General features: G+C 70.1%; 8 protein-coding genes. 6 read left to right on the top strand and 2 right to left on the bottom strand.

From position 1 onward, the window contains the following. Both ICC28_RS40345 and ICC28_RS07505 read right to left on the bottom strand, forming a co-directional pair. Positions 1-260 (bottom strand): hypothetical protein (locus ICC28_RS40345; protein ID WP_223188459.1); only part of this gene is annotated, 260 nt, incomplete at its 3' end. An 84-nt stretch (positions 261-344) separates the two neighbouring features. Beyond that, complete coding sequence (locus ICC28_RS07505; RefSeq protein WP_188287624.1) at positions 345-1,316, bottom strand: alpha/beta hydrolase; 972 nt, start codon at positions 1,314-1,316, stop codon at positions 345-347. 373 nt (positions 1,317-1,689) lie between these two features. Here ICC28_RS07505 and ICC28_RS07500 point away from each other — a divergent pair, with 373 nt between their 5' ends. The 6 genes from ICC28_RS07500 (at position 1,690) to ICC28_RS07475 (ending at position 8,456) form a co-directional block, all read left to right on the top strand. Beyond that, on the top strand, positions 1,690-3,585 hold the full coding sequence (locus ICC28_RS07500; RefSeq protein WP_188287623.1) for an amidohydrolase: 1,896 nt from the start codon (positions 1,690-1,692) through the stop codon (positions 3,583-3,585). A 127-nt stretch (positions 3,586-3,712) separates the two neighbouring features. Beyond that, positions 3,713-4,375: a hydrolase gene (locus ICC28_RS07495; RefSeq protein WP_188287622.1), complete on the top strand. Its 663-nt coding sequence runs from the start codon at positions 3,713-3,715 to the stop codon at positions 4,373-4,375. A gap of 38 nt (positions 4,376-4,413) precedes the next feature. Further along, positions 4,414-4,941: a DoxX family protein gene (locus ICC28_RS07490; protein WP_188287621.1), complete on the top strand. Its 528-nt coding sequence runs from the start codon at positions 4,414-4,416 to the stop codon at positions 4,939-4,941. After that, on the top strand, positions 4,922-5,659 hold the full coding sequence (locus tag ICC28_RS07485) for a YoaK family protein (protein ID WP_188287620.1): 738 nt from the start codon (positions 4,922-4,924) through the stop codon (positions 5,657-5,659). Before ICC28_RS07490 ends, ICC28_RS07485 begins: the two co-directional genes overlap by 20 nt. Before the next feature lie 140 nt (positions 5,660-5,799). Then, positions 5,800-7,470 carry an MFS transporter gene (locus ICC28_RS07480; RefSeq protein WP_188287619.1) on the top strand — a complete coding sequence of 557 codons (1,671 nt, stop codon included), beginning with the start codon at positions 5,800-5,802 and terminating at the stop codon, positions 7,468-7,470. Further along, positions 7,467-8,456, top strand: coding sequence for a pirin family protein (locus ICC28_RS07475; protein WP_317453972.1), 990 nt, complete (start codon positions 7,467-7,469; stop codon positions 8,454-8,456). Before ICC28_RS07480 ends, ICC28_RS07475 begins: the two co-directional genes overlap by 4 nt. Positions 8,457-8,473: the final 17 nt, after the last annotated feature.

Genomic DNA, 8,473 nt, shown 5'->3' with positions numbered 1-8,473 from the left:
CTCGTCACGCGCGGCACCGATGTGCCCTCGGCGGCAGCGGGTGCCGCGGTCACCCTGCCGGTGGCGGTCTTCCTGCTCACCACGTGGGCCGTACACATCCCCACCAGCAGAGCACGGTCGAGCAGCTCGCGTATCCCGGTGCCGCGATCGCTGTCCTGGCGGCCGTCCGGTTCCCGGCACCGGCACTGGTCACCGGTCTGCTGGCTGCGGCCCTGGTCGTCGTTGTCACGGTGGCCGACCGGACCGGGCGGGAGAGACACTGAGGCGAAGAGCAACTGCGCGCACGAAACGAGTTCGTCCGCGCAGCTGTGTACGCCCCTTGGTCAGCTCGGCATCCGTGGCGGTCAGGCCGTGTGCAGGGCGGAGCGCAGGGTGTCGGCGGCCAGCGTGATGGCGGCCTCGGCGGCGTGGGTCTCGCGCAGCGCGTTGAGCGTCACGAAGTCGTGGATGATGCCCTGGAAACGGATCGCGGTGACCGGGACCCCGGCCGCGCGGAGCTTGCCGGCGTACGCCTCGCCCTCGTCGCGCAGGACGTCGGCCTCGGCGGTGATGACCAGGGCCGGGGGCAGGCCGGTGAGCTGCTCGGTGGTGGCGCGCAGCGGGGAGGCGGTGATCTGGGCGCGCTCGGCCTCGTCGGTCGTGTACTGGTTCCAGAACCACTGCATGCCGTCGCGGCGCAGGAAGTAGCCGGTGGCGAACTGGTGGTAGGAGCCGGTGTCGAAGCTCGCATTGGTGACCGGGTAGAACAGCACCTGCTGCACCAGCGGGATACCGCCGCGTTCCTTGGCCATCAGCGTCAGCGCGGCGGTCATGTTGCCGCCGACCGAGTCACCCGCGACGGCGATGCGAGCGGGGTCCAGGCCCTTGGTCGCGCCCTGCTGGACAACCCACTGCGCGATCGTGAAGTTCTGCTCGATGGCGACCGGGTAGCGGGCCTCGGGTGAGAGGTGGTACTCGGGGAAGACCACGGCGGCGCCCGCGCCGACGGCGAGTTCCCGCACCAGACGGTCATGGGTGTGGGCGTTGCCGAAGACCCAGCCCGCCCCGTGGATGTAGATGATCACCGGCAGGGTGCCCTCGGCACCGGCGGGCTTGACGATCCGCGCACGGACGCTTCCCGTCGGCCCGCCCGAGACAGTGATCCACTCCTCGTCGACCGCGGGTTTGTCGGTCTCACCGGCCTGCACCTCGTCGACGGCCTTGCGCCCTTCCGCGGGGAGCAGTTCGAACAGGTAGGGAGGATGGGCGGTGGCCTCCGCGAAGGCGGCGGCCGCGGGTTCCAGGACCGGCTGAACCGGCCCGATGGCATCGGACATGGGAATCTCCTGGGTGCTTTCGGGCGCGCCGGCTCTTCCGGCGAAGGCACGTTAAGCCCTTCGGACACATGGGACTTGCCCTTGAGCGCACTGCTTCTGTCCTCGTAGCGCAGGACTGTTCTCACGCCTCGGAAGGACATTCGAGGAAGCGCTCGACGAGTGCGCGGTGAGGCAAACCGCTGTGCACTGGCAGGACATGGCGATGCATCCGTCGTGCCTATCGTGGTGGCGAAGCAACAGCGGTCCCCCGCCCTTCCACACAAGGCTCGGTTCGATGCGAGCAGACGGGTATTCGAGTGGGACTGCGTCACCGAAGTCCGCCGTTGCCGGCCATGACTTGGATTGAAGTCGTTTTCCCAGAGGGGTTCAAGAGATGTCGACAATGCCCGTCGGCGGGCTGGTTCCGCGCGCCATGGACAAAGCCGCAGACCTCGTCGTCCGCAACGCGAGAATCCACACCGGGGACCCGGCCCACCCGCAGGCACAGGCACTCGCCGTCTGCGACGGCGTCATCACGGTCGTCGGTGACGACAAGGACGTGGCTCCCCACGTCGGCACCGACACGAAGGTCGTCGACGCGCTGGGACGACGGGTGATACCCGGCCTCAACGACTCACACCTGCACGTGATCCGCGGGGGCCTGAACTACGTACTGGAGCTGCGCTGGGACGGTGTGCGCAGCCTGCGTCAGGGGCTGGCGATGCTGCGTGAGCAGGCCGCCCGCACCCCGAAGGGCCAGTGGGTCCGGGTGGTGGGGGGCTGGTCGGCCGAGCAGTTCGCCGAACGCCGGCTGCCGACCGTCGCCGAACTGAACGCCGCCGCGCCGGACACCCCGGTGTTCGTCCTGCACCTGTACCAGTCGGCCGTACTCAACCGTGCGGCGCTCAAGGCCGCCGGCTTCACCCGGGACACGCCCGACCCCAAGGGCGGCCAGATCGTGCGCAGCCGGGACGGGGAGCCGACCGGCATGCTGCTGGCCGCTCCCAGCGCCCTCATTCTCTACTCGACCCTGGCCAAGGCGCCGGTGCTGCAGAGCGAGGAGGACAAGAAGACCTCCACCCGACATTTCCTGCGCGAGTTGAACAGATTCGGACTGACGTCGGCGATAGACGCCGCAGGCGGATTCCAGAATTTCCCCGACAACTACGCCACCGTCATCGAACTGGCGAAGGCAGGCCAGCTCTCGCTGCGCATCGCCTACCATCTTTTCCCCCAGACGCCCGGCCAGGAGATCGACGACCTGGCCCGCTGGATCGATATGGTCCGCCCCGAGGACGGGGACGCATGGCTGCGCCTGAACGGCGCGGGTGAGAACCTCACCTGGTCGGCCGCCGACTTCGAGAACTTCATCCAGCCAGGTCCGGAACTCACCCCCGATTACGAGACGGAATTCGAGAAGGCCGTACGCCTCCTCATGGAGAACGGGTGGGGGTTCCGGCTGCACGCCACCTACGACGAAACCATCCGCCGTGACCTCGCGGTGTTCGAGAAGCTCGCCGCGGAAGGGCTCTTCCCCGCCGGGAACCGGTGGCTGTTCGACCACGCGGAGACCGTGTCCACCGAAAGCCTCGACCGCATCGCCGCCCTCGGCGGCGCGATGTCCGTGCAGAACCGTCTGTCCTTCCAGGGCGAGGCGTTCGTACGGCGTTACGGCCCTGGGGCGGCCGCGGACGCCCCGCCGGTCCGGGCCATGCTGGACCGCGGCCTGACCGTGGGCGCGGGCACCGACGCCACCCGGGTGTCCACCTACAACCCCTGGGTCGCCCTGCACTGGCTCGTCAGCGGCCGTACCGTCGGCGATCTGGCGCTGCGCCCGCCGGCGAACCGCGTCGACCGGCAGACGGCACTTGCGATGTTCACGCGCGCCGGCGCCGCACTGACCGGCGAGGAAATGGTCAAGGGCGTGCTCCAGCCGGGTTGTTACGCGGACCTGGCGGTGCTCTCCGACGACTACTTCACCGTGCCCGAGCCGGACATCGCCCACATCGAGTCACTGCTGACGTTGACCGGCGGCCGGATCGTCTATGGCGCCGCCGAGTACGAAGGGCTCGACGAGGAACTTCCCCCCGTCAGCCCGGCCTGGAGCCCGGTGGCGCACTTCGGCGGCTACCAGGCGTCGTCCCCCCGGTCGGCTCTCGCCGGCGCCCGCCAGGCGGAGTTGCTCGGCCAGGCCGTCGCCGAGTCGGAGCAGCACCGCCAGTGGCGCCTCGCGCGCGGCCTCGCCGCGGAATCCGCGAGCACCCCCTTCGATCCCTGCTTCGACCTCTGAACTCCCGGAAGGGGCCAGGCCCTGAGCCGCCCCTTCCGGGACACCCAGAAGCTCCGTCCAACAGGACGGTGTTCCCACGGCACGGACAGCAGTCCGCGCCACCACTTGCCGAGAAAGGCGCACACTCATGGTCAACATCGCCGAGATCACCGCTGCCCCCAGCCCCGACCTGCTCACGCCGGACAACTGCGCGGTGCTGTTCATCGACCACCAGCCGCAGATGTTCTTCGGCACCGGCAGCGGCGACCGCACCGCGATCATCAACTCCACCGTGGGCCTGGCGAAGTCCGCGAAGGCGTTCGACGTGCCGGTCGTGCTGAGCACGGTGGCCGCCGAGTCCTTCTCCGGCCCGCTCATGCCGCAGCTCGCGGACGTCTTCCCCGACCAGAAGATCATCGACCGCAGCACGATGAACGCCTGGGAGGACGTGAACTTCGTCGAGGCCGTCAAGGCCACCGGTCGCAAGAAGCTCGTCCTCGCCGGCCTGTGGACCGAGGTCTGCGTCGTCCTGCCGGTGCTGTCCGCCATCGCCCAGGGCTACGAGGTCTACGTCGTCACGGACGCGTCCGGCGGTGTCAGCCCGCAGGCCCACGAGCACGCCGTCCAGCGCATGATCCAGGCCGGCGCGGTTCCGGTGACCTGGGTGCAGGTGCTCCTGGAGCTCCAGCGCGACTGGGCCCGCACCGAGACGTACGCCGCGGTGGGGGACGTGGTCAAGGAACACGGCGGTACCTACGGCCTCGGGATGGTCTACGCACAGGCCGTTCTCGGCGCCCACGCCGCCGGCTGATCCACGGCACGGACACGTCAGGAACAGGCAGGTACGCGATGGACGCTGGACTGTTGGTCCTCCGGCTGGTGGTGGGGCTGCTCATCGCCGCGCACGGTGTGCAGAAGGTGAGCTTCCGGCTCGGGGGCAACGGACTCGCGGGCGGGACCGAGGAGTTCCGCCGGGACGGATTCCGCGGCGGTCGGCTGACCGCGCTCGTCGCGGGAGCCAGTCAGATCGGTTCCGGCCTGTTCCTGGCGGCGGGGCTGCTCACGCCCTTGGCCGCGATGGCCGCGATGGGTGTGATGACCGTTGCGGGCACCGTGAAATGGCCCAAGGGGCTGTGGGTCCAGGACGACGGCTATGAATACCCCCTCGTCCTGGTCGTCGTCTCCGCCGTCCTGGCCCTGACCGGGCCCGGACGGTGGTCCGTGGATCACGCGCTGGCCGTCACCCCCTGGCCGGTGTGGGTCTCCGTCGCCGCGATCGTGACGGGTCCGGCGAGCGGCTTGCTCACGCGCGCGGTGCTGCACCGGCCGGCCACCGCCGCACCGGAGAGGGCGCGGTATGCGCAGGCTGCTGAGTGACGCGCTACGCACCCTGGCACCGCGCGGCGAGCAACGGCACGGCCCGCTGCCTCCCCTGATGCTGGTCCTGACGGTGGTCACCGGTCTGGTCGACGCCGTGAGCTACCTGGCGCTCGGGCACGTCTTCGTCGCCAACATGACCGGGAACGTGGTCTTCCTGGGGTTCGCCCTGGCAGGCGACGAGGGCCTGTCCGCGCTCGCGTCCGTCGTCGCGATGGGCTCCTTCCTCGTCGGCGCGCTGGCGGGGGGCAGGCTCGGCACACGGTTCGCCACGCACCGAGGCCACCTGCTCAGCTTGGCCACGGCTGCGCAGACCGTCCTGGTCTCGGTCGCGGTGGTGACTGCCGCCGTGTCGGACGGCCGGGTCACCACCGGCGTCCGGTACACGCTGATCGGGTCGCTGGGGCTCGCCATGGGTCTGCAGAACGCGGTCGCCCGGCGCCTGGGCGTCCCGGACCTCACCACGACCGTCCTGACCCTGACCCTGACGGGCCTGGCGGCGGACTCCATCCCGGCCGGCGGCCAGGCGCCGCGCCCCGGCCGCCGGATCCTCTCCGTGCTCGCCATGTTCTTCGGCGCCATCGCCGGAGCCCTCCTCCTGCTGCACGGCCATCTCGTCCTCGTTCTGGTCATGACGCTGGTACTGCTCGCGGTCACCACCGTGACCACCCATCGACTCTCGACCGCCGATGCCGCTTGGATCCGGCCGCGGCCCTGAACGACACACCGGCCCACCGGTGGCACTACGCCGCGGAGACGCACCCCGTGTGCTGACGGTCAACCACGACCGGTGGGCCGGTCCTCGTCTCCATCGGTCCGCCGGACCTCACCCCGCCCGCACCCTCACATGGACCATGCATGAGCACCGCACCGCCCTCCCCGTCGTCCCAGCCCCCAAAGCCGGATTCGGCATGGGCACCGCTCGCGGCACGCCTCTTCCGGGCCCTGTGGATCACCCAGTTGGTCTCCAACATCGGCAGCTGGATGCAGATGGTGGGCGCCCAGTGGCTGCTGATCGGACATGACGCGGCACTGGTGACGCTGGTCCAGACGGCCTCCAGCCTGCCCGTGGTGCTCCTGGCCCTGCCCTCGGGCGTGGTCGCCGACCGCTACGACCGTCGCGGAGTGCTCCTGACCGCGCAACTGGCCATGCTGGCGGTCTCCGGCGTGCTGACCGCGCTGGCGTTCGCGGACGCGCTCACTCCCATGCTGTTGCTGGTCCTCACCTTCCTGCTGGGATGCGGCAGCGCGTTGATGGGCCCGGCCTGGCAGGCGATCCAGCCGGAGCTGGTGGAACGCCGCCAACTGGGACAGGCCGCCGCGCTCGGCGGCTTGAACATGAACCTGGCTCGTGCCGTCGGACCGGCCGTCGGCGGAGTGGTCGTGGCGGCGGCGGGCGCGGGGTGGGTGTTCGCCTTCAACGCTGCTTCCTACCTCGGCATCGCCGTCGTGCTGATGCTTTGGCGGCGCCCTCGTACCGTCGCCCCTGGCGCCGGACACGAGAAGCTTCTGAGCTCTATCGACGCAGGCCGCCGCTATGTCCGGCACGCGCCGGACGTCCGGCGGGTCCTGCTGCGGATGGCCCTGTTCATCCCAGGCGGCGGCGCTCTGTGGGCGCTGCTTCCGCTGGTAGCGAGTCGCTCCCTGCACCTCGGCTCGGGCGGATACGGAGTGCTGCTGGGCGCGGTCGGGGCCGGAGCGGTGGCGGGCGCCTTCGTGCTGCCTCGCAGCAACAGAGTGCTCGGCGCCAACGGCACTCTGTGCGGCGGCGCCCTGATCCTCGCGAGTGTCCTCGTCGTCCTGGCCACCGTACGTGTCCCGTGGTTGGGCGCCGTGGCGCTGCTGTTCGCCGGGCTGGCGTGGATCGGCGTCCTGTCCACCCTCAACGCGGCCATGCAGACGCGACTTCCCGGCTGGGTCAGGGCCCGCGGCCTCGCCGTCTATCTTCTTGTCTTCCAGGGCGGGCAGGCGCTGGTGGCACCGCTGTGGGGCGCCCTCGCCGACCGGCTGGGGCTCGCCGTCCCTCTCCTGGCCGGCAGCACGTTGCTGCTGCTGAGCGCCATCAGCGTGCGTCGCTGGCCGCTGCTTGGGGCGAAGGGCGTCGACGACCCCTCCCCCTCCGAGCACTGGCCGGTGCCGCCCCTGGTGTTCGAGCCGGGCCCGACCGCCGGCCCCGTGCTGATCACCGTCTCCTACCGCGTCGCCCCGGGAAACGAAACAGCCTTCAGCGACTGCATGGACCACGTCGCCCGTTCCCGGCGGCGCACCGGAGCCCTCACCTGGGGTCTGTACCAGGACGGACAGGATCCTGGGCACTTCATCGAGAACTACCTCGTCGCCTCCTGGTCCGAGCATCTCGCCCAGCACAGCGACCGGCTCACCGGCACCGACCGCCGCTACGAGGAGCGGGCACGCCGTCTCCTCGTCCCCGGCACCCGGCCGGAGGTGACCCATGCCTTCGACGCGTCCTCGGGACCCGTCGTGCCGGCGACAACACATCCATCGTGGAAGGGAGACGGTGCACCGTGAGCAACGTCGAGACAGAGCCGACCGAGTCGCACGGCACGACATCGGCCGACAGCGACCGTGACGCGAGAGCTCCACGCGTCGACGTACTCGCCCCGAGGGACGTCCTTCTCGGCGGCCCACGGGCGATGAAAGTACGGCGCACGCTGCCGCAGCGCGCCCGGACGCTGATCGGAGCCTGGTGCTTCGTCGATCACTACGGCCCCGACGACGTCGCCGACACGGGCGGCATGGACGTCGCCCCGCACCCGCACACCGGGCTGCAGACGGTGAGCTGGCTTTTCAGCGGGGAGATCGAGCACCGCGACAGCCTCGGCAGTCACGCGCTGGTACGACCGGGCGAGTTGAACCTCATGACGGGCGGGCACGGTATCAGCCACTCGGAGGTCTCGACGGCGCGGACCACGATCCTGCACGGCGTCCAGTTGTGGGTGGCACTGCCCGGCCGCCACAGGCACGCCGCACGCGACTTCCACCACTACGTGCCCGCCCCCGTACGGATCACGGGAGCCGACATCAGAGTGTTCATGGGCGCCCTCGCCGGGGCCGTCTCCCCCGTACCGACCTTCACGCCTCTGCTCGGCGCCGAAGTTCTTCTGGCTCCCCGTGCGACCGTCACGCTCGCCGTCGATCCCGCCTTCGAGCACGGCCTTCTCGTAGACCACGGCCTCGTCCGCATTGCCGACATCCTTCTGCAGCCTGGGGAGTTGGGATGCACCGACACCGGAAGCCACACATTGACGCTGGCGAACGAGTCGGACGACACGGCACGAACCATCCTGCTCGGGGGAACACCCTTCGACGAACAGATCGTCATGTGGTGGAACTTCATCGGCCGCAGCCATGAAGAGATCGTCCGGGCTCGCGAGGACTGGCAGAACGCCTCCGACCGCTTCGGCGTGGTCGAGGGATACGACGGAGACCGCCTTCCCGCGCCGGCCCTGCCGAACGCCGTCATCGCACCGCGCGGAAACCCCTCGCGCCGCTGACCCGCGCCAACCGAAAG

Origin of the sequence: Streptomyces sp. TRM68416 (assembly GCF_014596915.1) — a bacterium.
Lineage (GTDB): Bacteria > Actinomycetota > Actinomycetes > Streptomycetales > Streptomycetaceae > Streptomyces.
This window is presented reverse-complemented; position numbering and strand designations above follow the sequence as displayed.

Excerpts from the sequence above, each read along its gene's own strand:
- ICC28_RS07505 (WP_188287624.1), bottom strand. The coding sequence starts at position 1,316 with ATGTCCGATGCCATCGGGCCGGTTCAGCCGGTCCTGGAACCCGCGGCC.
- ICC28_RS07500 (WP_188287623.1), top strand. The coding sequence starts at position 1,690 with ATGTCGACAATGCCCGTCGGCGGGCTGGTTCCGCGCGCCATGGACAAA.
- ICC28_RS07495 (WP_188287622.1), top strand. The coding sequence starts at position 3,713 with ATGGTCAACATCGCCGAGATCACCGCTGCCCCCAGCCCCGACCTGCTC.
- ICC28_RS07490 (WP_188287621.1), top strand. The coding sequence starts at position 4,414 with ATGGACGCTGGACTGTTGGTCCTCCGGCTGGTGGTGGGGCTGCTCATC.
- ICC28_RS07485 (WP_188287620.1), top strand. The coding sequence starts at position 4,922 with ATGCGCAGGCTGCTGAGTGACGCGCTACGCACCCTGGCACCGCGCGGC.
- ICC28_RS07480 (WP_188287619.1), top strand. The coding sequence starts at position 5,800 with ATGAGCACCGCACCGCCCTCCCCGTCGTCCCAGCCCCCAAAGCCGGAT.